Below are 20,829 nucleotides of genomic sequence, written 5' to 3'. Positions count from 1 at the left end.
GGGATACGGTCATGACACGGGGCCCCTGAGGTGCGGGGGAGCGGTGTTACGCCGCGGCCACCGCGGCGGCCACCGTCTCGGCGAGCGGCGTCGTCGGGCGGCCGGTCAGCCGGGCCAGATCGCCGCTCGTGGTGGCGAGCAGGCCGCGCGCGATCGCCTCGTCCACGTCGACGAGGATCTCCGCGAAGAACTCGGGCACGCCGGCGCCGACCAGGATCTCCTGGTGCGTGGCGGCGGGCACGTTCCGGTACGCGATCTCCTTGCCGGTGGCCTTGGAGATCTCCGCCGCGTACTCCGCCAGCGACCAGGCGACATCGCCGCTCAGCTCGTAGGCCGCGCCGATGTGACCCTCGCCGGTCAGTACGGCGGCGGCCGCGGCGGCGTAGTCGGCGCGGGTGGCGGAGGCGATCCTGCCCTCGCCCGCGTTGGCGACGACGGCGCCGTGCTCCAGGACCGGGGCGAGGTTCGCCGTGTAGTTCTCGGTGTACCAGCCGTTGCGCAGGAAGGTGTGGGGCAGCCCCGAGTCGAGGATCAGCTGCTCGGTGACCTTGTGCTCGGCGGCCAGCCGGAAGTCGGCGGCGGGGCCGCCCAGGATGCCGGTGTACGCGAGCTGGGCGACGCCCGCCGCCTTCGCCGCGTCGATGACCGCGGTGTGCTGCGGTACGCGCCGGCCGACCTCGCTGCCGGAGATGAGCAGGACCCGGTCGCCGGCCCGGAAGGCGTCCTTGAGGGACTCCGGCCGGTCGTAGTCGGCGACGCGGAGCTCGACGCCCCGGGCGGCGAGCGGGGCCGCCTTCTCCGCGTCGCGCACGACGGCGGCGATCCCGCTCGCGGGCACGGTGGCCAGCAGCTGCTCGACGACGAGACGGCCGAGCTCTCCGGTGGCTCCGGTGACGACGATGCTCATGGGGGGTTTCTCCTCTTCGGTGGCACTTGTCCTTGCTCGGGCTCTCGCTGCTCACCGTAAGGGATGCACTTACCAATCGAAAGTACCCACTTTGAAGTAAGGTACTGGGATGAAGGTAAGTGACCTGGGGACGTGGCCCGATGCGAACGGGCAGATGTGCCCCTCCCGGCTGGTTCTCGAACACGTCACCAGCCGCTGGGGCGTCCTGATCCTGATCGCCCTGCTGGAGCGCTCGTACCGCTTCAGCGAACTGCGCCGCGAGGTGGGCGGCGTCAGCGAGAAGATGCTGACCCAGACCCTCCGGACGCTGGAGCGCGACGGCATCGTGCACCGGGACGCGAAGCCGGTGATCCCGCCCAGGGTCGACTACTCGCTCACCGAACTGGGCAGGGAGGCCGCCGAGCAGGTGTGCGCGCTGGGCCGCTGGACCGAACGCCGCCTGAGCGCGGTGCAGGCGGCGCGCGAGGCGTACGACGAGCAGCAGGCGCACACCCCGTAGCACCCGCTCGGTCACTCCGGTTGGGGCGCGCGTCCCTCCTCCATCTCACGCAGCGCACGCGACACGTCGAACGGCAGGATCGTCACCGCCACGTGCGGCAGCTGCCCCAGCACCTTCGCCATCTGCTCGCCCGTGTCCCGGTGCAGCAGCTTGCCGAGCACATTGGTGTACATCCGCCGCGGCACCAGCACCGTCAGCGAGGTCCTGCCGTCCTGTGTGGTGCGGGCCGCCAGCTCCTTCATCGCGTGGCGCAGCCGGCGGTCCGGGCACTCCACCAGCTTCAGGGCCACGGACGTGGCGGCCGTCGCCTCCCACCGGGCGGCCAGCCGCCGCCCGTGCGCCTCGTCGATCGCGAAGTGCACGGCCCGGATCTCGTCCGGGCGCAGTTCGTGCGCGTACCGCAGCGCCTTGATCGTCGCCAGGTCCAGCGTCTCGACCAGGACGAAGACCAGATGGCGCAGATCCCGGGGCCGGTCGGCGCCCGGCGCCTGGATGCTCTGGAGCACCGCGGCCTCGCGCCGGTACTCGCGGTTGATCCGGATCAGCGCCCACACCCCGAGCGGAAAGACCACCACGACCAGCCAGGCGCCCTCGGTGAACTTGGTGACCGCGAAGATCAGCACGACGGCGGCCGAGATGACCGCGGCGAGCCCGTTGACCGCGATCTTCGTCCGGCGGTACGGCTCGCGGCGCCGCAGGTGGTACGTGGTGAGGCCGGCCCCGGCCATGGTGAAGGCGGTGAACACGCCGATCGCGTACAGCGCCACCAGCCTGTCCACGCTGGCCCCGGTGACCAGCAGCAGCGCCAGCGAGACGACGGCCAGCGCGATGATGCCGTTGGAGAACGCGAGGCGGTGTCCGCGCCGGGTCAGCTGCCGGGGCAGGAACCTGTCCGCGGCGACGAAACTGGCGAGGAACGGGAAGCCGGTGAACGGTGTGTTGGCGCCGGTGTAGAGGACCAGCGCGGTCGCCAGCTGTACGAAGACCAGCCCGGCCGTCCCGAGCGGCCCGCCGCCGAAGGCGAGATGGGCCTCCTGCGCGATGACCGTCGGAGTGCCGTCGGTGTAGGGGACGGCATGGGTGAAGTGCGCCAGCGTGGAGACGCCGAGGACCAGTACGCCGAGCACGCAGCTCATCGCGATCAGGGTGCGGCGGGCGTTGCGGCCCTGCGGTTCGCGGAACGCGGAGATGCCGTTGGAGATCGCTTCGAGCCCGGTGAGGGACGAGCCGCCGTTGGCGAACGAGCGCAGCACGATGAAGAGCGAGGCGCCGTAGAGCCAGCCGTCGCCCGGGGTACCGAGCGGTACGACCCCGGCGGCGTGCAGGTCGGCGTGCGGCAGCTCGCCGGTGAGCCCGCGCACCGCGGCGACGAGGAGGACGAGGCCGACGGCGGCCATGAAGAGATAGGCGGGCAGCGCGAAGGTGCGGCCCGCCTCGCGGATCCCGCGCAGATTCCCGTACGCGAGCAGCACGATGACGCCGACGGAGACCGGGATCTGGAGATGGTCGAGGCCGGTGAAGTCGGTGCCGACCAGATGGGCGAGCGAGATCAGGGCGTTGGTGCCCGCCGAGACCTGGACCGCGACGGTGACGATGTAGTCGACGAGCAGGGCCACGGCGGCGATCTGCGCGATGTCCGGCCCGAAGTTCTCCCGCGCGACGACATAGGAGCCGCCCGCCCGGGTGTAGATCATGACGACGTCGCTGTAACAGAGCGTCAGGAGCAGCAGTACCAGCAGGATCGCGCCGGTCACCGGCATCAGCAGGGTGAAGGCGGCGGCCCCGACGACGGGTACGAGGACCCGGAGCATCTCCTCGGAGCCGTACGCGGACGAGCTGATGCAGTCGGAGGCGAGCACCCCGAGCGCCGTCCGGTTGTTCAGCTTCTCCTCGCTGATGCGCTCGGTGGTGAGCGGCTTGCCGAGCAGACGCCGCTTGATGCGGTACGCGGGACGGTCCAGGGTCATGGCCACATCGTGCGCGGTGGCCGGCCGCACGCCCGGTACGCAATCGCCGGACGGGCCGGAATTCAGCCCGTCCGGCCACTGTGTGATCCAGACGGCAGGACCGGGGCGGTGCCTGTCCCGGGACCGGAGCACCAGGGCGGTGCCTGTCCCCGGTCCGGGGTGGTGTCCGCCCTAGCCGACGACCGTCCAGGTGTCGTTGCCGGCGAGGAGGGCGGCGAGGTCGCCCTTGCCGTTCTGTTCGACGGCGGTGTCGAGCTGTTCGGCCATCAGGGTGTCGTAGACGGGGCGCTCGACGTCGCGCAGGACGCCGATGGGGGTCTGGTGGAGGGTGTCGGGGTCGGCGAGGCGGGAGAGGGCGAAGGCCGTGGTCGGCGACGGGTTGTGGGTGTCGTGGACCAGGACCTGGGACCGGTTCTCCTCGGTGACGGTCACCACCTGGAGGTCTCCGGTGGCCGGGTCGCGGACGACGCCCTTGCTGTTGTCCGCACCGAAGAGGATGGGCTGCCCGTGTTCGAGGCGGATGACCGCGTCCTGGGCCCGTTCCTTGTCCTTGAGGGCCTCGAAGGCACCGTCGTTGAAGATGTTGCAGTTCTGGTAGATCTCCACCAGCGCCGTGCCGGGGTGGTCGGCCGCGGCGCGCAGCACGCCGGTGAGGTGCTTGCGGTCGGAGTCGATGGTGCGGGCGACGAAGGACGCCTCCGCGCCGAGGGCCAGCGAGACCGGGTTGAACGGGGCGTCGAGGGAGCCCATCGGCGTGGACTTGGTGATCTTGCCGATCTCGGAGGTGGGGGAGTACTGGCCCTTGGTGAGGCCGTAGATCCGGTTGTTGAACAGGAGGATCTTGAGGTTCACATTGCGGCGCAGGGCGTGGATGAGGTGGTTGCCGCCGATGGACAGGGCGTCGCCGTCGCCGGTGACGACCCAGACGGAGAGGTCGCGGCGGGAGGAGGCGAGTCCGGTGGCGATGGCCGGGGCGCGGCCGTGGATGGAGTGCATCCCGTAGGTGTTCATGTAGTACGGGAAGCGGGAGGAGCAGCCGATCCCGGAGACGAAGACGATGTTCTCCTTCGCCAGGCCGAGTTCGGGCATGAAGCCCTGGACGGCGGCGAGGACGGCGTAGTCGCCGCAGCCGGGGCACCAGCGGACTTCCTGGTCGGACTTGAAGTCCTTCATGGACTGCTTGGCCTCGGCCTTGGGCACCAGGTGCAGGAGCTGGTCGGTGTCAGGCATCGATGGCCTCCTTGAGTGCCGTTGCGAGCTGTTCGGCCTTGAACGGCATGCCGTTGACCTGGTTGTAGCTGTGCGCGTCGACGAGGTACCTGGCCCGGACGAGGGTGGCGAGCTGGCCGAGGTTCATCTCGGGGACGACGACCTTGTCGTAGCGGCCGAGGACGTCGCCGAGGTTCTTCGGGAACGGGTTGAGGTGGCGCAGGTGGGCCTGGGCGATGGGCTGTCCGGCGGCGCGGAGCCGGCGGACGGCGGCGGTGATGGGGCCGTACGTGGAGCCCCAGCCCAGCACGAGGGTGCGTGCCTGGTCGGGGTCGTCGACCTGGAGGTCGGGGACCTCGATGCCGTCGATCTTCGCCTGGCGGGTGCGGACCATGAGGTCGTGGTTGGCGGGGTCGTAGGAGATGTTGCCGCTGCCGTCCTGCTTCTCGATGCCGCCGATGCGGTGTTCGAGACCGGGCGTGCCGGGCACCGCCCAGGGCCGGGCCAGGGTCTGCGGGTCGCGCTTGTAGGGCCAGAACACCTCGGTGCCGTCGGCCAGTTCGTGGTTGGGGCCGGTCGCGAACCGGACCCGCAGATCGGGCAGCTCGTCGGTCTCGGGGATCTTCCACGGCTCGGAGCCGTTGGCGAGGTACCCGTCGGAGAGCAGGAAGACGGGGGTGCGGTACGTCAGCGCGATCCGGGCGGCGTCGAGCGCGGCGTCGAAGCAGTCCGCCGGGGTCCTGGGGGCCACGATCGGGACGGGGGCCTCGCCGTTGCGCCCGTACATCGCCTGGAGCAGGTCGGCCTGCTCGGTCTTGGTCGGCAGACCCGTGGACGGGCCGCCGCGCTGGATGTCGACCACGAGCAGCGGGAGCTCCAGGGAGACGGCGAGCCCGATCGTCTCCGACTTCAGCGCCACCCCCGGCCCGGACGTGGTCGTCACCGCGAGGGAACCGCCGAAGGCCGCGCCCAGCGCCGCCCCGATCCCCGCGATCTCGTCCTCCGCCTGGAAGGTGCGCACGCCGAAGTTCTTGTGCTTGCTGAGCTCGTGCAGGATGTCGGAGGCCGGGGTGATCGGGTACGAGCCCAGATACAGCGGCAGGTCCGCCTGGCGGGACGCGGCGATCAGCCCGTACGACAGCGCCAGATTCCCCGAGATGTTGCGGTACGTGCCCGGCGGGAAGGCCTGCGAGGCGGGCGCCACCTCGTAGGAGACGGCGAAGTCCTCCGTCGTCTCCCCGAAATTCCACCCCGCCCTGAACGCGGCCACGTTCGCCTCGGCGATCTGCGGCTTCTTCGCGAACTTCGCCCGCAGGAACGTCTCGGTCCCCTCGGTCGGGCGGTGGTACATCCACGACAGCAGGCCCAGCGCGAACATGTTCTTCGACCGTTCGGCCTCCTTGCGGGAGAGCCCGAACTCCTTGAGCGCCTCGATCGTGAGCGTCGTCAGCGGCACCGGGTGGACGTTGTAGCCGTCCAGGGAACCGTCCTCCAGTGGGGAGGTGTCGTAGCCGACCTTCGCCATCGGCCGCTTGGTGAACTCATCGGTGTTCACGATGATTTCCGCACCGCGCGGCACATCGCCGATGTTCGCCTTCAGCGCGGCCGGGTTCATCGCGACCAGCACGTTCGGCGCGTCGCCCGGCGTGAGGATGTCGTGGTCCGCGAAGTGCAGCTGGAACGAAGAAACCCCCGGCAGGGTGCCTGCGGGGGCGCGGATCTCGGCGGGAAAATTCGGCAGCGTGGAGAGGTCGTTCCCGAACGACGCGGTCTCCGAGGTGAAGCGGTCACCGGTGAGCTGCATACCGTCTCCGGAGTCACCCGCGAAACGGATGATCACCCGGTCGAGGCGGCGGATCTCCTTGTCGCCGGCACCCGCATGACCGGAGCGGGGGGCACGCTGTCCCCCGACGAGCGCCTCGCTGGCCTCATCGGCCTGTTCGGCTGGGCTACTGACCTGGCTGGTCACTGAACTGGACCTCCCTCGGGGCGGCGGCTCTGGTCCCGCCGGCCCGCCGACGGTCCCACTGCCCACCCTACGTCGGTAAGGGTCGCCTTCCCTTGACCGATCACATGATGGACGCCATTTTGGGACGCGATTTCATACCGATTTGTCATGCTTTGCAAGCCCCCCAGCCGTTCGATGAAGACGCCGTGCAGTCATCCTTTGGTGCTAGGACGTGTTCTTCGGTCCCGGGGCGTGTCCGCCCCGGGACCTGGTCACCGCGACCGCTGTGACCGGCGGCCGCGATGACCTTCACCAGATATCTGACAGGGTGTCAGCTAGTCAGGAGTTCAGGTAGGTCAATACGGCCAGTACCCGGCGGTGATCCCCGTCACTGGGGGACAGGCCCAGCTTCAGGAAGATATTGCTGACGTGCTTCTCCACCGCGCCGTCGCTCACCACCAGCTGCCTGGCCACCGCGGAGTTCGTCCGCCCCTCCGCCATCAGGCCGAGCACCTCGCGCTCGCGCGGGGTCAGCCCGGCCAGGACGTCCTGCTTGCGGCTGCGGCCCAGCAGCTGCGCCACCACCTCCGGGTCCAGAGCCGTCCCGCCCTGCGCGACCCGGACCACCGCGTCCACGAACTCCCTGACGTCGGCGACCCGGTCCTTGAGCAGGTATCCCACGCCCCGGCTGGATCCGGCCAGAAGCTCGGTCGCGTACTGCTCCTCGACGTACTGCGAAAGGACCAGGACCCCGATTCCGGGATAGTCCTTCCGTAGCCGCACCGCCGCCCGCACGCCCTCGTCGGTGTGGGTCGGGGGCATCCGCACATCGGCGACCACCACATCGGGCAGCGCATCCTGCCCCGCCAGGTCCCCCACCGTCTTGATCAGCGCCTCCGCGTCCCCGACCCCGGCGACGACGTCATGCCCGAGATCGGTCAGCAGCCGGGTGAGCCCTTCCCGGAGCAGCACCGAATCCTCGGCGATGACTACTCGCACCCTGTCCTCCACCATGAAGCCGTTGCCCCCACTGTCACTGTTCGCTGGTCTCGTGCCTACGCATCCCAGCATCCCAGCATCGGTGGTGCGGTGTCCCCGGCCGCCGGGTGGACATCACGGGCGGACTTCACCCACCCCGGGTGGATTTCACGGGTGGATCTCAGCCGGGCCAGGGCTCGGCCGGGCCACGGAACCTCAGCCGCGCCACGGCAGCTCGGCCGTGATCCGGGTCGGGCCGCCCTGCGGGGAATCCACGACCAGCACGCCGTCCACCGCGTCCAGCCGCTCGGCCAGCCCGGCGAGCCCACTGCCCGCCGCCGCGTCGGCGCCGCCGCGCCCGTCGTCGGTGACCTGGAGCATCAGCCGGTCCGCCGCCCGCCACACGTCGACCGAGGCGTGGGTCGCCCGCGCGTGCTTGCTCACGTTCTGCAACAGCTCGGAGACCGTGAAGTAGGCGATCCCCTCGATCGCCTGGGCCGGACGTCCCGGCAGGTCCACCTTGACCGTGACGGGGACGGTGCAGCGGGAGGCGATGGCGGAGAGTGCGGCGTCGAGTCCGCGGTCGGTGAGGACGGCGGGGTGGATGCCGCGTGCGAGGTCGCGGAGTTCCTGGAGGGCGACCTTGACCTCGCCGTGGGCCTCGTCGACCATGCGGGCGGCGGCTTCGGGGTCGTCGGTCAGCTTCTCCTTCGCCAGGCCCAGATCCATGGCGAGGGCGACGAGGCGGGCCTGGGCGCCGTCGTGGAGGTCGCGTTCGATGCGGCGGAGGTCGGCGGCGGCGGTGTCGACGACCACCCCCCGGTCCGACTCCAGCTCCGAGACGCGGGTCGCCAGCCGGGACGGCCCGAGCAGCCCGGCCACCAGCACCCGGTCCACGCTCGTCAGGCCGCGGATGACCCACGGCGTGACGAGGACGAACACCAGGCCGAACGCACTGGTCAGCGCCATCTCGACGGAGGAGTCGAGCTGCACCTCGTGGCCCCGGTCGCTGTACAACTGAATGCCGTTGCTGCCCACGTACGCCGGGAAGACCCACTGCCACAGCGGATAGGTGAACGCGGTCCACCCGCACGTCCAGAACGTCACCGAGACACCGAAGGCGAAGGTCGCCCACGGGAGGTACAGCAGCGAGTACAGCAGATGGCGCCAGGACGCCCCGCTCTTGAGCGCCGCGCCCATCCAGGACATCAGGCCGCCGGTCCTGCCGCGTACCGGCGCCGGGGCCGCCACGTCCAGCTTCAGCAGGCCGCGCGCCCGTGCCCGCTCCAGCGCACCGAAGCCGCGGCACATCGCCAGCGCGCCGGCCAGGATCGGCACCCCGAGGAAGGTGATCAGCATGCCGACACCCAGCGTCGTCAGGGTGATCGAGAGGCTGAACAGGACCAGGCCGACCGGCAGGCCCAGCAGCAGATAGGCGAACTCGCGCCAGGCCCTGCCCTCGACGGGCGCGCGCAGCGCGGCGGGGAAGAAGTGCTTCACCGGGGGATGGTCCCCGAAACCGGCTCCGGACCGCTGGTGGTCCCGAGTGTCCGGTCCGTATGCCGTGGCCATGGGTGCTTTCCGTTTCGGTGGTCTGCGGGCGCTGGGTGCTGGGTGCTGCGTACCGGGTGCAGGGTGCTGCGTACCGGGCCGGGACGGGTGGCTGGTGCTCGGTGCCTGCTCCGGCCGCTACTGCAAGGGTGCTGATCCGCGGGCCGGCCCACCATGAGGGGGGTATCCCTCTTCGACCGGGGGTTTTCCCCACCCCCGCAGGTCGGGTCCCGCGCCCTGCTTCACTTCTGCACGCGAGTCCGCTCGAGCTTTCGCTCACGCTTCTGTTCACGAGTCCGCTCAAGCTTCTGCTCGCGCTTCTGCTCACGGTCCCGCCAGGGCAGCTCCGCCGTGACCGTCGTGGGTCCGCCGACCGGTGAGTCGAGGACGAACAGCCCGTCGACGGCGCCCAGCCGCTCGGCCAGCCCCGCCATGCCCGTACCGCCGTCCATCCGGGCCCCGCCCTTGCCGTCGTCGGTGACCTGGACCAGCAGCCGGTCCCCGGAGCGCCACACCTCGACGGACGCCGATCGCGCCGCGCTGTGCTTGCTCACGTTCTGCAACAGCTCGGAGACCGTGAAGTAGGCGATCCCCTCGATCGCCTCCGCGGGACGCCCCGGCAGGTCCACGCGCACAGTCACCGGGACGGTGCAGCGGGAGGCGATGGCGGAGAGTGCGGCGTCGAGTCCGCGGTCGGTGAGGACGGCGGGGTGGATGCCGCGGGCGAGGTCGCGGAGTTCCTGGAGGGCGACCTTGACCTCGCCGTGGGCCTCGTCGACCATGCGGGCGGCGGCTTCGGGGTCGTCGGTCAGCTTCTCCTTCGCCAGGCCCAGGCCCATGGCGAGGGCGACGAGGCGGGCCTGGGCGCCGTCGTGGAGGTCGCGTTCGATGCGGCGGAGGTCGGCGGCGGCGGTGTCGACGACCACCCCCCGGTCCGACTCCAGCTCGGCGATCCGGCGCTCCAGCTCGTCGGAGGGCGAGAGCAGCCCGCGCACCATCGCCCGGTCCCCGTTGCTGAGGAGCCGGGTGATGTGGGGGAGCAGCGGCCACAGCACGATGAAGCTCACGAGCGTCACCGTGAAGGTGAGTACGCCCCACGGCAGCCGGACGAAGGAGTACAGCACCGCCCGCCAGCCCACCGGATCCTTGAGGCTCGACCACAGCCAGGAGAAGAACCCCTTCTCCCGGCGGGACAGAACCACCGGGCTCGGCTCGTCGATCCGCACCCCGAGCATCGCCCGCGCCCGGCCGCGCTCGGCCCTGCCGATCAGCCGCGCCCCGTGCAGCCCGGCGGCGAGCAATGGCAGACCGACCACCGTGACCGCGAGTCCCACGCCGACGCCGATCATGAACACGGTGTAAACAAACCCGACCAGGGCCATGGGCAGATCGGCCAGGAGATGGCCGATCTCCTTCCAGGTCCACCGGTCGGGGATGCTGCGGGCGGGCGGTGGCCGGTCGTTGTCCGGCACCAGGGGGCTCATGGTCATACGCCCCAGCCTGCCGGGCCGGACCGGCGCACGCCATGGGGCTCGTGGGGTGGGGTGAAGTGGGGATAACCCCACCCCGTATCCGACACGGCTGCTTACCGTCTCTTTAACAGGGCCTAGACTCCCGTGCGTACAGATCACCGGACGGATTCGAGGGAGCGAGGGGCGGACGTGGCGGACGTGATGGACCTGCCGGAATCGACCGTTCTCGCGTCGGACTACTTCCACGGCTATTCAGTGGTCGGACTGCTCGCCGTGATCGGTGTGCTGTTCGTCGCCGTCGCCTTCGGGGCCGGCCGACTGCTGCGCCCCGTGGTACCGACGCCGGAAAAGCTCCTGACGTACGAGTGCGGCGTGGACCCGGTGGGTGAAGGATGGGCACATACCCAGGTCCGTTATTACGTCTATGCCTTCCTGTACGTGATCTTCGCCGTCGACTCGATCTTCCTGTTCCCGTGGGCGACGGTATTCGCCGCACCCGGATACGGGGCGACCACGCTCGTCGAAATGTTCATCTTCCTCGGTTTCCTGGCCGTAGGACTGCTCTACGCATGGAAGAAGGGCGTCCTCGAATGGACGTGACCAGCCCGCAGGGCGACGAGGGCTCCGAACCCCAGCCCGTGCCGACCTTCCTGCCGGAGCCCAAGCGGCTCGGCGTCCTGTCGCGCCTGGCGCCCGAGCCGATGAAGGTGGTCCTGAACTGGGGCCGCCGCTACAGCCTCTGGGTCTTCAACTTCGGGCTCGCCTGCTGCGCCATCGAATTCATCGCCGCCTCCATGGCCCGGCACGACTTCATCCGGCTCGGCGTGATCCCGTTCGCGCCCGGCCCGCGCCAGGCCGACCTCATGATCGTTTCCGGCACGGTGACCGACAAGATGGCCCCGGCCGTGAAGCGGCTGTACGAGCAGATGCCCGAGCCCAAGTACGTCATCTCCTTCGGTGCCTGCTCCAACTGCGGCGGCCCGTACTGGGACTCGTACTCCGTGACCAAGGGCGTCGACCAGATCATCCCGGTCGATGTCTACGTACCCGGCTGCCCGCCCCGGCCGGAGGCGCTCCTCCAGGGCATCCTCAAGCTCCAGGAGAAGATCGCCCGGGAGTCGCTGGGCGAGCGGTACGCGACCGGCGGCGCCCGTCCCTCCACCACCGCACTGCGCAGCGGCCTGGTCGCCGCCCCGCCGGCCCCGGGGAAGGGCGACGCATGACCACGACTCCGACTCCTGGCGAAGCCCCCGACGCCTACGACCGCCTGCCGGACGCCGCCGCCGAGCTCTTCGGCGAGGGCGCGACGGCGGAGTACGCGTACGACCTGCTGACCGTCGACGTACCCGCCACCTCCTGGATCGCCGCCCTCGAAACCGCCCGCGACCAGCTGGGCTGCACGTATTTCGACTGGCTGAGCGCGGTCGACGAACCCGGTACCGGCTTCCGGGTCTGCGCCCATGTCGCGGCCCTGGCCGAGGGCCGGGTCCGCCGGCTCCTGATCCGTACGACCGTTCCGCACGAGGCGGCGGCCCTCCCCACCGCCACCGACGTCTACGCGGGCGCGGCCTGGCACGAGCGCGAGACGCACGAGATGTTCGGCATCGGCTTCGACGGCCATCCGCACCTGGTGCCGCTGCTGCTCCCCGAGGGCTTCGAGGGCCACCCGCTGCGCAAGGACTTCGTGCTGGCGGCACGCGTCGCGAAGGCATGGCCCGGCGCGAAGGAGCCGGGCGAGTCGGAACACGGCGGACCGAAGCGGCGCACGATGCTGCCGCCCGGCGTCCCCGACCCGAACGAATGGGGCCCCCTGAAGGGCCAGCTCCCACCCGCCCCCTCCCGCCCGGCCCGCACCGCGCGCGCGGCAGGCGACCGCCCGGTACGCCGGACCCGCAGCGCGAGCGAGGGCTCGGCCGCCCAGCGCACGGCGGCGACCCGGGCGACCCCGGTGACCGCGACGGCCCCGGACGCGGAGCCGGGAGCAGGCACGGGCCCGGAGCCGACGCCCCGGGCCACGACCCCGCGCCGCACCCGCAGCGCGTCCCAGGGCTCGGCGAGCCAGCAGCCGAGGACGCCGGAGCCGGAGTCGGGCACGGAGCCCGGGACCGGGGCGCGGACGGTGCCGGGGACCGAGGCCAGGACCGAGGCCAGGACCGAGCCCGGGACCGGGACCGGGACCGAGCCCGCGCCAAGGGCCGCGAAGCCGGGCCCCGAGGCCGCGACCGGCGACGCCCCGTGGCACCACGCCCGCCCGGCCTTCGACGCGGGTACCGACACCGAAGCCGACGCCACCCCCGCTGCCGACGCCACCCCCGCGCCCGACTCCCCGGAGACCCGGGAGACGAGCGAAACCGCGGCAGCCCCAGAAGCCCCAGCAACCCCAGAAGCCCCAGAGACTCCCGACCACCCCGCCGGAGGCGATCCCGCGTGAACGACGTACTGGACGTCGCCCTCCGCCTCGTCATCGTCTTCGCCGTGTTCATGGTCCTCCCGCTCGTCGTCGGGCAGACCGAGCACAAGGTGATGGCCCACATGCAGGGCCGCCTCGGCCCCATGTACGCCGGCGGCTTCCACGGCTGGGCCCAGCTCGTCGCGGACGGCGTGAAATTCGCGCAGAAGGAAGACATCGTCCCGGCCCAGGCCGACCGCCGTATCTTCCAGCTCGCGCCGGCCGTCGCGCTGCTCCCCTACCTCCTCGTGCTCGTCGCCATCCCGATCGGCCCCGGCGAGGGCGCGGTCGGCCAGGTCGTCGACGCGGGCATCTTCTTCGTGCTCGCCGTCATGGGCGTCGGAGTGCTCGGCTCGCTGATGGCCGGCTGGGCCTCGGCGAACAAGTTCTCCCTCCTCGGGGGCCTGCGCACCGCCGCCCAGCTGCTCGCGTACGAGCTGCCGATGCTGCTCGCCGCCGCCTCCGTTGCGATGGCGGCCGGCACCGTCTCCCTCCCGGGCATCCTCAACGCCTTCGAGTGGTGGTGGCTGCCCTGGCAGATCGTCGGCGCACTCGTCTTCTTCGTGGCCGGGCTCGCCGAGCTCCAGCGGCCGCCGTTCGACATGCCGGTCGCCGACTCGGAGATCATCTTCGGCGCGTACACCGAGTACACCGGCCTGCGCTTCGCGCTCTTCCTGCTCGCCGAGTACGCGGGCATCGTCGTGCTGTGCGGACTGACCACCGTTCTCTTCCTCGGCGGCTGGCACGGCCCGTTCGGCGCCGACGGACTCGGCTGGGTCTGGACGCTCCTCAAGACCGCGGTCCTCGCCTTCGTCGTCATCTGGCTACGGGTGTCCTACCCCCGGCTCCGTGAGGACCAGTTGCAGAAGCTCGCCTGGACCACGCTCATCCCGCTCGCTCTCGCGCAGATCGCGCTCACCGGCATCGTGAAGGTGGCGATCAGCTAATGCCTCCGATCCCCGGCTCAGGCCTGGCCAAGGGCCTGGCCGTCACCCTGCGGACGATGACGAGGAAGACGGTCACCGCGCAGTACCCGGACGTCCAGCCCGAGCTGCCGCCCCGCTCCCGGGGCGTCATCGCGCTGTTCGAGGAGAACTGCACGGTCTGCATGCTCTGCGCCCGCGAGTGCCCCGACTGGTGCATCTACATCGACTCCCACAAGGAGACGGTGCCCGCCGCCACCCCGGGCGGCCGCGAGCGCAGCCGCAACGTCCTCGACCGCTTCGCGATCGACTTCTCGCTCTGCATGTACTGCGGTATCTGCATCGAGGTGTGCCCCTTCGACGCGCTCTTCTGGTCGCCCGAGTTCGAGTACGCGGAGACGGACATCCTCGAACTCACCCATGAGCGCGACAAGCTCCGCGAATGGATGTGGACGGTGCCGGAACCGCCCGCGCTCGACCCGGGCGCCGAGGAGCCGAAGGAGATCGCCGCCGCCCGCAAGACGGCGGAGAAGATCGAAGCCCAGCGCGCCCAGGAAGCCCAGCAGAACCAGGAAGCCCAGCAGGCCCAGCAGAAAGCAGAGGGGGAGGAGTGACACTCGCAGCCACCGCGGCCACCGCCGCCACCGCGGCGCACTCCGCCCATTCCGTCCTCGCCGCCCGCCCGGACGCCCCGGCCCCCTCCGGCTTCCTCTCCCCGACCGGCATCGAGATCGCCTTCGTCCTCGTCGGCATCGCCACCCTCGGCGCGGCCCTCGTCACCGTCACGACCAAGCAGCTGGTGCATGCCGCCCTCTGGCTGGTCGTGGCGCTCGGCGGGCTCGCCGTCGAGTACCTCCTGCTCACCGCGGAGTTCATCGCCTGGGTGCAGGTACTGATCTACGTCGGTTCCGTCGTCGTTCTCCTTCTCTTCGGGCTGATGCTCACCAGGGCCCCCATCGGCCGCTCCCCGGACGCCGACTCGGGCAACCGCTGGGCGGCCCTCGCCGTGGCGGTCGCCGCCGCCGGCGCGCTCGTCTGGGTCGTCGTCGACGCCTTCCGCACCACCTGGATCGACCTGGACGGACCGGCCCAGGGCTCGACCGAGGCGACCGGCTCCTTCCTCTTCCGGCACTGGGTGCTGCCCTTCGAAGCGCTCTCCGTCCTGCTGCTCGCCGCCCTCGTCGGCGCGATCGTCCTGTCCCGCAAGCGCGGTAAGGAGCAGAGCTGATGCACCTCGCCTATCCCGCCGTGCTCGCCGCCCTCCTCTTCTGCACCGGGCTGTACGGAGTGCTCGCCCGCCGCAACGCGATCCTGGTCCTGATGTCCGTCGAGCTGATGCTCAACGCCGTCAACCTCAACCTGGTCGCCTTCGACGTCTGGCTCCGCGACGCCCTGCACTCCGGCCAGGCCCTCACCCTCTTCACCATCGCCATCGCGGCGGCGGAGATCGGCATCGGCCTGGCGATCGTCCTCGCCGTGTACCGCAACCGCGGCAGCTCGGACGTCGACCGGCTCCGCGACACCGCCGAGACCGACGCCGCCGAAGCGCTCCCGGACGACGACACCGACACCGGCACCGAAGACCAGGCCACTGCTGCGGCAGGGAAGGCAAAGAAGGCAGAGGCCACCGCGTGACCACCACGACCCTCGCCGTCCTCGTCCCCCTCCTCCCGTTCCTCGGTGCCGCAGCCGGCCTGCTCCTCGGCCGCACCGCCCCCGGCTACGTACGCCCCCTCGCCGTCCTCCCCACCCTCGTCGCGGCCGTACTCGCCGTCGTCGTCGCCGCACGCCAGGGCGGCGGCCCGGCCATCGACGCCGCGACCCAGCTCACCCCCACCGGCTCGGTCCCGATCGACCTCGCCCTGCACCTCGACGGCTTCGCGGTCCTCGTCGCCGTCCTGGTCGGGCTCGTCGCGAGCTGCGTGCAGATCTACTCGACCGCCTATCTGCGCGACGACCCCCGCTACCCCTCGTACGCGGCCCTCGTCTCCCTGTTCACCTCCGCGATGCTGCTCGTCGTCTACTCGGGCGACCTGATGGTGCTGCTGGTCGGCTGGGAGGTCATGGGCATCTGCTCGTACTTCCTCGTCGGCCACTACTGGGAGACGCCCGAAGCCCGTGCCGCCTCCCTCAAGGCCTTCCTGGTCACCAAGCTCGGCGACGTCCCCTTCCTGATCGGTCTGTTCGCGCTCGCCGCCGACACCGGCACCTTCCGCATCACCGGCATCCTGGGCGCCGTCGCCAACGGCGGCCTGGACCACCCCACCCTCATCGCCCTGCTGCTCCTCGCGGGCGTCGCCGGCAAGTCGGCGCAGTTCCCCCTGCACACCTGGCTGCCCGACGCGATGGCCGGCCCCACCCCCGTCTCCGCGCTCATCCACGCCGCGACGATGGTCGCCGCCGGCATCTACTTCGTGGCCCGGCTCCTCCCCGTCTTCGCCGAGTCCGGCGCGGCCCTCGTCGTACTCGCCGTGATGGCGGCGGTCACGATGATCGGCTCAGGACTCGCCGCCCTCGCCCAGGACGACATCAAGCGCGTCCTCGCCTACTCGACGATCGGCCAGCTCGGCTACATGGCCGGCGCCCTGGCCGTCGGCGACCGCGGGGCCGCCGTCTTCCACCTCCTCTCCCACGGCGCGTTCAAGGCCGTCCTCTTCCTCGCGGCCGGTGTCGTCATCCACGCCGCCGGGACCAACTCGCTGGCCGCCATGTCCCGCATGGGCGGGCTGACGAAGCGCGTCCCGGACGCCTACTGGACGATGACCGTCGCCCTGCTCGCGCTCGCCGCCATCCCCCCGTTCGCCGGCTTCTTCTCCAAGGAAGCCGTCCTCGTCGCCGCCGAGCACACCGCGCTCGGGGAACGGCACGTCGCCCCGGCCGCCGCGGGCTGGACCGTACTCGTCGCCGGACTGCTCGCCGCCGTCCTCACCGCCGCGTACGCCACCCGCCTCTGGCTCCTCGCCTTCCGGGGCCGCGGTGCCGAGGCACCCGACCACGGCAGGCAGCCCGTCGCGATGACCGCCGTCCTGTGGGTACTCGCCGTCCCCACCATCGCCTTCGGGCTGACCGTCGGCACGATCACCGACTGGTTCGACGGACACGCCCTCATCCCGTCCGTGACCACCGCCGTCCTCTCCACGGGCGTCGGCCTCGTCGGCGGCCTCGTCACCTACGGCGCCTGGCGCCACACCTCGGCGCTCGCCGCCCGCACCCCCGCCGGCACCGTCGTCGCCCACCCCGACGCCGAACCCGCCCTCGTCGAGGCCCAGGCCATGACGGCACACACCGCTGCCTACGGAGCCGTCGGGGACGTCCCCGACCCGGCCGACCCCGGCCGCCTGCTGCTCGGCCCGCTCCACCGCCCGGCCGCAGCCGGCTTCCACCTCGACGCCCTGTACACCGCGCTGTTCGTCCGCCCCGTCCAGGCCGCGGCGAGCCTCGTCCGCTTCCTGGACCGCGAGGTCGTCGATACCTACGTACGAGGCTCCGGAGCCGTCGCACGCGGGCTCGGCGCCGCCGTCCGCCGCGCGCAGACCGGCAACGTGCAGACCTACCTCAGCGCACTGCTCGCCGGTTCGCTGGTCCTGGCGATCGCCGCCGTCGTCTTCGCCAACGTCAACGCCGGGTCGTGAGCCGTGATCGATATCAGTGAATCCGTGATGCAGTTCCTTCTCGCGTTCATCGTCGTCATCCCGCTCGTCGGGGCCGTGGCCGCCCTGCTCCCGGCCCCGCCGGGACTGAAGGGCACCAGCCCCGACCAGGCCGTGCTCCGCCACGGCGTGACCGTGACCGGCGCGATCCTCGTCGCCGCGATCGTCCTCGCCGCGGGCTTCGACCACGACCACCCGTCGAAGATGCAGGCCACCACCGACATCAGCTGGATCCCGGCGCTCGACGTCCGCATCCATCTCGGCATCGACGGCATCTCGCTCCCCCTTCTCGTACTGACCGCGCTGCTGACCTTCCTCTGCGCGCTCTACAGCCACTTCAAGCCGCCCACGGGCCCCTCCCCGAAGGCCTTCGTCGCTCTCCTGCTCGTCCTGGAGTCCGGCACCCTCGCGACCTTCGCCGTCCTCGACCTGCTGCTGTTCTTCCTGGCGTTCGAGATGGTGCTCATCCCGATGTACTTCCTCATCGCCCGCTGGGGCGGTGCGCAGAGGCAGGCCGCCGCCTGGAAGTTCATCCTCTACACACTGCTCGGCTCGGTCGTCATGCTGCTGGGCCTGCTCCTCATCGGACTGAAGAGCGGCACCTTCGACATGGTGGCACTCGCCACTGACAACGGCCGCGGGCTCACCTCGTCCGTGCAGGTCATCGCCGTTCTGGCGATCGGCATCGGGCTCGCCGTGAAGACCCCGATGTGGCCGCTGCACAGCTGGCTGCCCGACGCCCACACCGCGGCCCCGACCGTCGGCTCGGTCCTGCTCGCGGGCGTCCTGCTGAAGATGGGCACGTACGGATTCGTCCGCATCCTGCTCCCCATCACCCCCGACGGGATGCACACCTTCGCGCCGTACCTCGCCGCCTTCGCGGTCGTCGGCATCATCTACGGATCGCTGGCCTGCCTGGCACTGGTCCGCCCCGGCTCCAAGGGCGACCTCAAGCGCCTGATCGCGTACTCCTCCGTCGGCCACATGGGCTTCGTGCTCCTCGGCATCGCGAGCATGACACCCACCGGAGTCAACGGCGCGCTCTTCGCCAACATCGCCCACGGCCTCATCACCGGCCTGCTGTTCTTCCTGGTCGGCGCGGTCAAGGACCGGTACGGCACCGCCGACCTCGATACCCTCTCCGGGGCCACCGGAGCAGCGCTCTACGGCCGGGCACCCCGCCTCGGCGGCCTCCTCGCCTTCGCCGCCGTCGCCTCCCTGGGCCTGCCGGGCCTCGCCGGGTTCTGGGGCGAGATGCTCGCCCTGTTCGGCTCCTTCGACCCCGCCGACGGCCTCAGCCGCCCGGCCTTCCTGACCTTCATGTCGATCGCCGCGTTCGGCACCCTGCTCACCGCCGCGTACATGCTCATGGTCGTACGCCGGGTCTGCATGGGCGAGAAGCGCGAAGAGCCGCAGCTCGCCGACGTCCAGACGTACGAGTTCGCCGCCTGGACCCCGCTCGTCGCGCTCACCGTCCTCGCCGGTCTGTGGCCCGCCGCCCTCCTCGGCCTCACCGACCCGGCCGTGCAGAAGCTCCTCGCAGGAGGCAAGTCGTGACCCCAGCCGTTGTCATCCCGGGCGTCGTGACACCGGCCGCCACCGCGGGCGCCGCCGCCCCGGACCTCGTCACCACCGCGGCCGAGAACACCACCAGCCTCATCCAGTCCGTCGACTGGCTCGCGATCGCACCCCCGGTCGTCGTCGCGGCCATGGCCCTGATCGTCCTGGTCACCGACCTCTTCCTCCCCGACCGCCGCAAGCCGCTCCTCGGCGCGCTGACCATCGCCGGGCTCGTCGCCGCCCTGGCCCTCCTCGTCCCGCTGCGCGACGGCGACCGCTCCACCTTCTGCCTCGACGCGGCGGCCACCGGACCCGGCTCCGCCGGTGCCTGCAGCTACACCGCCGACCACTTCGCCCTGGTCATCCAGGCCCTCGTGCTCGGCGGCGCCCTGCTCACCGCCCTGCTCTCGCTCGGCGACACCCGCAAGCTCCCCGCCGGCGAGTTCTGGTTCCTGCTGCTGTCCTCGGCGTCCGGCGCCGCACTCCTGCCCGCCGCCCGGGACCTCGCCACCCTCGTCGTCGCCCTCGAAGTCGCCTCGCTGCCCGCGTTCGCCCTCGTCGGCATCAAGCGCGGCGACCGGCGGTCCTCCGAGGCCGCACTGAAGTTCTTCCTCTCCTCCGTCGTCGCGACCGCCGTCATGCTGCTCGGCGTCAGCTTCGTGTACGCGGCCACCGGCACCCTGCACCTCACCGAGATCGCCGCCCGGCTCGACGACGTACCCGGTCAGCTGGACACCCTCGCCAAGGCGGGCGTCGCCCTCACCCTGGTCGGCTTCGCCTTCAAGACGGCCGCCGCGCCCTTCCACTTCTGGGTTCCCGACACCTACATCGGCGCCCCCCTGCCGATCGCCGCCTACCTCTCGGTGGTCGGCAAGGCGGTCGGCTTCTCCGGCCTCATCCTCGTCACCGTGATCGCGTTCCCGGCGTACGCCGACGTCTGGGGACCGGCGCTCGCCGTCCTCGCCGCGCTCACCATGACGATCGGCAACGTCGCCGCCCTGCGCCAGAACGCCGGCCGGGCCCGCAGCGCCGTACGCCTGCTCGCCTGGTCGTCCGTCGCCCAGGCCGGCTACCTCCTGGTGCCGATCGCCGCCGCCGCGTACTCCAGCGACGAGCACATCGGCTCCACCGTCGCGTACGCCCTCATGTACGCCGTGGTGAACCTCGGGGCCTTCGCGGTCGCCGCCCTGGTCGCCCGTACCAGCCCCGGCAACCGGCTCACCGACTACCGCGGCCTGTACGCCACCCGCCCGCTCGCCGCCCTGGCGATGGCCTTCTTCCTGCTCTGCCTGGCCGGCCTGCCGCCCGGCATCATCGGCCTCTTCGCCAAGGTCACGGTCTTCTCAGCGGCCGTCGACGCCGGGCTCGGCTGGCTCGCCGTCGTCATGGCCGTCAACGTCGTGATCGCGCTCTACTACTACCTCCAGTGGACCGCGACGCTCTTCCGCGCCCCGGAGGAGGCCCCGGAGGAAACCCCGGCGGCGGCGGTCCTCGAAGAGACCTCGGCACAGGACGCCGTACGCGCCCCCACCAGGCACGGAGTCCCGGCCTCCCTCGCCGTCGCCATCGCGCTCACCGCCGCGGCGGGCGTGGTGCTGTCGGGCGCTCCGCAGGCGGTCCTCCGGTTCGCCGCCGTCAGTCTCTTCTGACATACCGAAGATCGGTTTGCCCGGGACGGTCCGTACAGGGCAAGGTCTTGCCCGCACACCCCCCCAC

Annotated in this window: 18 protein-coding genes; 11 read left to right on the top strand and 7 right to left on the bottom strand. The window is 71.2% G+C overall.

The genetic code is table 11. From position 1 onward, the window contains the following. Window positions 1–46: 46 nt before the first annotated feature. The gene (locus tag ACFYY7_RS14110; RefSeq protein ID WP_388661258.1) at window positions 47–907 is read right to left on the bottom strand and encodes an SDR family oxidoreductase; all 861 of its coding nucleotides are present in this window, start codon (window positions 905–907) and stop codon (window positions 47–49) included. Between the two features lie 109 nt (window positions 908–1,016). On the opposite strand from ACFYY7_RS14110, the gene ACFYY7_RS14105 reads away from it, so the two are divergent. After that, the gene (locus tag ACFYY7_RS14105; protein WP_388661255.1) at window positions 1,017–1,406 is read left to right on the top strand and encodes a winged helix-turn-helix transcriptional regulator; all 390 of its coding nucleotides are present in this window, start codon (window positions 1,017–1,019) and stop codon (window positions 1,404–1,406) included. Between the two features lie 11 nt (window positions 1,407–1,417). On the opposite strand, the gene ACFYY7_RS14100 is transcribed toward ACFYY7_RS14105, so the two are convergent. The 6 genes from ACFYY7_RS14100 to ACFYY7_RS14075 all read right to left on the bottom strand — a co-directional run bounded on the left by ACFYY7_RS14100 (window position 1,418) and on the right by ACFYY7_RS14075 (window position 10,549). Then, window positions 1,418–3,373 carry an APC family permease gene (locus ACFYY7_RS14100; protein ID WP_388661253.1) on the bottom strand — a complete coding sequence of 652 codons (1,956 nt, stop codon included), beginning with the start codon at window positions 3,371–3,373 and terminating at the stop codon, window positions 1,418–1,420. Window positions 3,374–3,544: 171 nt separating this feature from the next. Further along, window positions 3,545–4,603, bottom strand: a complete 1,059-nt coding sequence (locus ACFYY7_RS14095) for a 2-oxoacid:ferredoxin oxidoreductase subunit beta (protein WP_388661250.1) — start codon at window positions 4,601–4,603, stop codon at window positions 3,545–3,547. Continuing rightward, window positions 4,596–6,551 (bottom strand): 2-oxoacid:acceptor oxidoreductase subunit alpha, encoded by a 1,956-nt coding sequence (locus tag ACFYY7_RS14090; protein ID WP_388661247.1) that lies wholly within the window; start codon window positions 6,549–6,551, stop codon window positions 4,596–4,598. The genes ACFYY7_RS14095 and ACFYY7_RS14090 overlap by 8 nt, the downstream gene beginning before the upstream one ends. Window positions 6,552–6,869: 318 nt before the next feature. Next, window positions 6,870–7,529 (bottom strand): LuxR C-terminal-related transcriptional regulator, encoded by a 660-nt coding sequence (locus tag ACFYY7_RS14085; protein WP_388661245.1) that lies wholly within the window; start codon window positions 7,527–7,529, stop codon window positions 6,870–6,872. Window positions 7,530–7,724: 195 nt separating this feature from the next. Further along, window positions 7,725–9,080: a sensor histidine kinase gene (locus ACFYY7_RS14080; protein WP_388661242.1), complete on the bottom strand. Its 1,356-nt coding sequence runs from the start codon at window positions 9,078–9,080 to the stop codon at window positions 7,725–7,727. A 221-nt stretch (window positions 9,081–9,301) separates the two neighbouring features. Further along, the gene (locus ACFYY7_RS14075; RefSeq protein WP_388661239.1) at window positions 9,302–10,549 is read right to left on the bottom strand and encodes a sensor histidine kinase; all 1,248 of its coding nucleotides are present in this window, start codon (window positions 10,547–10,549) and stop codon (window positions 9,302–9,304) included. A 183-nt stretch (window positions 10,550–10,732) separates the two neighbouring features. On the opposite strand from ACFYY7_RS14075, the gene ACFYY7_RS14070 reads away from it, so the two are divergent. The 10 genes from ACFYY7_RS14070 to ACFYY7_RS14025 all read left to right on the top strand — a co-directional run bounded on the left by ACFYY7_RS14070 (window position 10,733) and on the right by ACFYY7_RS14025 (window position 20,762). Then, complete coding sequence (locus ACFYY7_RS14070; protein WP_351259476.1) at window positions 10,733–11,131, top strand: NADH-quinone oxidoreductase subunit A; 399 nt, start codon at window positions 10,733–10,735, stop codon at window positions 11,129–11,131. After that, window positions 11,122–11,754 carry an NADH-quinone oxidoreductase subunit B gene (locus tag ACFYY7_RS14065; RefSeq protein ID WP_376306692.1) on the top strand — a complete coding sequence of 211 codons (633 nt, stop codon included), beginning with the start codon at window positions 11,122–11,124 and terminating at the stop codon, window positions 11,752–11,754. Before ACFYY7_RS14070 ends, ACFYY7_RS14065 begins: the two co-directional genes overlap by 10 nt. Beyond that, window positions 11,751–12,962: an NADH-quinone oxidoreductase subunit C gene (locus tag ACFYY7_RS14060; RefSeq protein WP_388661236.1), complete on the top strand. Its 1,212-nt coding sequence runs from the start codon at window positions 11,751–11,753 to the stop codon at window positions 12,960–12,962. Before ACFYY7_RS14065 ends, ACFYY7_RS14060 begins: the two co-directional genes overlap by 4 nt. Next, the gene (locus tag ACFYY7_RS14055) at window positions 12,959–13,927 is read left to right on the top strand and encodes a complex I subunit 1 family protein (RefSeq protein ID WP_351259397.1); all 969 of its coding nucleotides are present in this window, start codon (window positions 12,959–12,961) and stop codon (window positions 13,925–13,927) included. Before ACFYY7_RS14060 ends, ACFYY7_RS14055 begins: the two co-directional genes overlap by 4 nt. Continuing rightward, window positions 13,927–14,517, top strand: a complete 591-nt coding sequence (locus tag ACFYY7_RS14050) for a NuoI/complex I 23 kDa subunit family protein (RefSeq protein ID WP_388661233.1) — start codon at window positions 13,927–13,929, stop codon at window positions 14,515–14,517. The genes ACFYY7_RS14055 and ACFYY7_RS14050 overlap by 1 nt, the downstream gene beginning before the upstream one ends. Next, window positions 14,514–15,131 (top strand): NADH-quinone oxidoreductase subunit J, encoded by a 618-nt coding sequence (locus ACFYY7_RS14045; RefSeq protein ID WP_388661230.1) that lies wholly within the window; start codon window positions 14,514–14,516, stop codon window positions 15,129–15,131. The genes ACFYY7_RS14050 and ACFYY7_RS14045 overlap by 4 nt, the downstream gene beginning before the upstream one ends. Continuing rightward, window positions 15,131–15,538 carry an NADH-quinone oxidoreductase subunit NuoK gene (gene nuoK, locus ACFYY7_RS14040; RefSeq protein ID WP_351259400.1) on the top strand — a complete coding sequence of 136 codons (408 nt, stop codon included), beginning with the start codon at window positions 15,131–15,133 and terminating at the stop codon, window positions 15,536–15,538. The genes ACFYY7_RS14045 and nuoK overlap by 1 nt, the downstream gene beginning before the upstream one ends. Further along, entirely contained in the window at window positions 15,535–17,535 is a 2,001-nt protein-coding gene (locus tag ACFYY7_RS14035) for an NADH-quinone oxidoreductase subunit L (protein WP_388661227.1), read from the top strand. The genes nuoK and ACFYY7_RS14035 overlap by 4 nt, the downstream gene beginning before the upstream one ends. Before the next feature lie 3 nt (window positions 17,536–17,538). After that, the gene (locus ACFYY7_RS14030; RefSeq protein WP_388661224.1) at window positions 17,539–19,110 is read left to right on the top strand and encodes a NuoM family protein; all 1,572 of its coding nucleotides are present in this window, start codon (window positions 17,539–17,541) and stop codon (window positions 19,108–19,110) included. A gap of 101 nt (window positions 19,111–19,211) precedes the next feature. After that, window positions 19,212–20,762: an NADH-quinone oxidoreductase subunit N gene (locus tag ACFYY7_RS14025; RefSeq protein ID WP_388661999.1), complete on the top strand. Its 1,551-nt coding sequence runs from the start codon at window positions 19,212–19,214 to the stop codon at window positions 20,760–20,762. Window positions 20,763–20,829: the final 67 nt, after the last annotated feature.

This window comes from Streptomyces sp. NPDC001933, from assembly GCF_042890955.1.
Lineage (GTDB): Bacteria > Actinomycetota > Actinomycetes > Streptomycetales > Streptomycetaceae > Streptomyces.
Note: the sequence above shows the minus strand (reverse complement) of the source record. Positions and strands in the feature narration are given on the sequence as shown.

Bases quoted from the DNA above. Each gene is read 5' to 3' on its own strand.
- ACFYY7_RS14080 (WP_388661242.1), bottom strand. From the start codon at position 9,080: ATGGCCACGGCATACGGACCGGACACTCGGGACCACCAGCGGTCCGGA.
- ACFYY7_RS14110 (WP_388661258.1), bottom strand. From the start codon at position 907: ATGAGCATCGTCGTCACCGGAGCCACCGGAGAGCTCGGCCGTCTCGTC.
- ACFYY7_RS14105 (WP_388661255.1), top strand. From the start codon at position 1,017: ATGAAGGTAAGTGACCTGGGGACGTGGCCCGATGCGAACGGGCAGATG.
- ACFYY7_RS14065 (WP_376306692.1), top strand. From the start codon at position 11,122: ATGGACGTGACCAGCCCGCAGGGCGACGAGGGCTCCGAACCCCAGCCC.
- nuoK (WP_351259400.1), top strand. From the start codon at position 15,131: ATGCACCTCGCCTATCCCGCCGTGCTCGCCGCCCTCCTCTTCTGCACC.
- ACFYY7_RS14100 (WP_388661253.1), bottom strand. From the start codon at position 3,373: ATGACCCTGGACCGTCCCGCGTACCGCATCAAGCGGCGTCTGCTCGGC.
- ACFYY7_RS14050 (WP_388661233.1), top strand. From the start codon at position 13,927: ATGCCTCCGATCCCCGGCTCAGGCCTGGCCAAGGGCCTGGCCGTCACC.
- ACFYY7_RS14095 (WP_388661250.1), bottom strand. From the start codon at position 4,603: ATGCCTGACACCGACCAGCTCCTGCACCTGGTGCCCAAGGCCGAGGCC.
- ACFYY7_RS14070 (WP_351259476.1), top strand. From the start codon at position 10,733: ATGGACCTGCCGGAATCGACCGTTCTCGCGTCGGACTACTTCCACGGC.
- ACFYY7_RS14075 (WP_388661239.1), bottom strand. From the start codon at position 10,549: ATGACCATGAGCCCCCTGGTGCCGGACAACGACCGGCCACCGCCCGCC.
- ACFYY7_RS14060 (WP_388661236.1), top strand. From the start codon at position 11,751: ATGACCACGACTCCGACTCCTGGCGAAGCCCCCGACGCCTACGACCGC.